This window comes from Armatimonas sp., assembly GCF_043760365.1.
GTDB lineage: Bacteria > Armatimonadota > Armatimonadia > Armatimonadales > Armatimonadaceae > Armatimonas.
This window is the reverse complement of the sequence record NZ_JAYUPA010000349.1, coordinates 1-1,859: the sequence shown is the minus strand read 5'-3', so window position 1 is coordinate 1,859 and position 1,859 is coordinate 1. Positions and strand designations below refer to the sequence as shown.

General features: G+C 54.5%; 2 protein-coding genes. Both read right to left on the bottom strand.

From position 1 onward, the window contains the following. Positions 1–793, bottom strand: a 793-nt coding sequence (locus ACH2EH_RS08530; RefSeq protein WP_395140766.1) for a phytoene desaturase family protein, incomplete at its 3' end; no start/stop codon positions are given. Continuing rightward, positions 786–1,664, bottom strand: coding sequence for a phytoene/squalene synthase family protein (locus ACH2EH_RS08525; RefSeq protein WP_395140764.1), 879 nt, complete (start codon positions 1,662–1,664; stop codon positions 786–788). The genes ACH2EH_RS08530 and ACH2EH_RS08525, both read right to left, overlap by 8 nt. Positions 1,665–1,859 lie beyond the last annotated feature (195 nt).

Here is a 1,859-nt window from a genome sequence, read left to right as displayed (position 1 = left end):
CCCCAACGGCTTTTCCCTTCTCTGTCAATATTTTGGCTGCCGGAGAGCTCGTATGAAAACGGGCACCGTATTTTCCCCCGATTCGCACAAAGGCCTTCGGGATCTCATGGATGCCGCCCATCGGATAATAAACGCCCATATTAAAGTCAATATGGCTCATAATATTGTAGAGCGCGGGCGTGTCGTAGGGCGAGGAGCCCAGAAACACAAGCTGGTACTCCATGATTTTTTGCATCTCATCGGTGGAGAAAAACCGCTCAACATACTTATTCATCTTCTCAAAAACATGCAGCTTCGGGCCTTGAAGCATAGTTTGTTTATTGAAGAAATCAAAGACCGTGTCGTAGTTTTTGTACATGAACCCAGCAAGTGCGATCTCGTACTGGAACTTGGAGCGCTCTAAATATTCACGCAGCGCCACGCCACAGCCAGGCTCGATGGCCTCTAGCGTCGGAATGTCACGCTCTAGGTCGGAGTACAAACTGACTTTCTTGCCCCGGTCTTTAAAGAAAATCTGGTACGACGGCCCGAGTTTAACCAGCTCTAGGTGATCCTCAACTTTTTCGCCGAGAAGCGAGAAAAAGTTCTCAAAGACATCGGGCATGAGATACCAGCTTGGCCCCATGTCAAACGTAAAACCCTCGGCGGAAAAAATCCCTGCCGAGCCTCCCAGGATCTCGTTTTTTTCGTAGAGATCCACCTGGTAGCCCGCTTTTGCCAGCAGACAAGCGCTTCCCAGCCCGCCAATGCCGCCCCCGACCACAATGGCGCTTTGATTTACTTGCTTAACCATTCCAAACTCTCATGGTGCGTTGTACCTTCTCTAGAGGGCTCGTGCGAGCGCGCCCCACAAAAGGATTGTAGCCCTGCTTCTCCAGCTTGGTAAGAATTGCACGGTAAAGAGCGCTTGCCACTCGAACCGCACGTCGCCCCTCGGGACGCAGTAGCTCAATCCCTGGGTTGGCTTGGTCGTAGAGCCGATGGGCACGCTCTGTCTGGAACTGCATCAGGGTCTGGAAATTTTTATCGAAGCGACGCTCGGCAAACTGCTCCTCGCGCACCCCGAATCGCGCCAGCTCGTCCAGCGGCAGATAGATGCGCCCACGCTCCACAAAGTCCTCGTCAATGTCGCGCAGGAAATTGGTGAGCTGCATGGCATAGCCCAGTTTTTTGGCGTACTCCAGCGCCACCGGATCGGAGAAGCCAATCACATGACTCATCATCAGCCCCACCACGGCGGCGGAGCCGTACATGTAGCTCTCTAAGTCCGCATAAGTGCCGTAGCGCGTGTCGGAGAGATCGCGGAACATAGCTGCCAGAAACACCTCGCTGTAGCTGTAGGGAATCTGGTAGCGGTGGAAGACCTCAGCGTTGAGCCGCAGCACCGGATCGGAGGAGTCGCGCTGCTGGTAGGCTTGCTGCCAGTCGGCCCGCCAGCTCTTGAGAAGTGCACCCGCCTGCTCCGCGCCCGCCTGCCCGGAAGCCTTGTTGTCCACAAACTCATCGGGAACCCGGAAGAAGGCGTAGAGGGCAAAAGTCGCCTCGCGCAGGTGCCCCGGAAAAAGCCAGGTAGCGAAGTAGTAGCTCGTCCCGTGTTTCTTATTGAGCCGCCGTGCAACCTCAACATCTTCGGTGCGACAGGATGGCGTGGATTCTCTGTGCAAAGAGGCTTCAATAGAATTGGGACACATTACAGCTCTAAACGGTAGTCGTTTGAATAGGTTCCCGATTAGTTTTGGTACAATGCAAACCAATGCCCCGTCGTGAACTCCCTATCGCCATCGCCCTGGTGCTCTTAATCCTTGCTGTCAGCGTGGCTCAGCCGCGCTTTCTCTCTGAGTCCTCGATTCAGTCCGTAC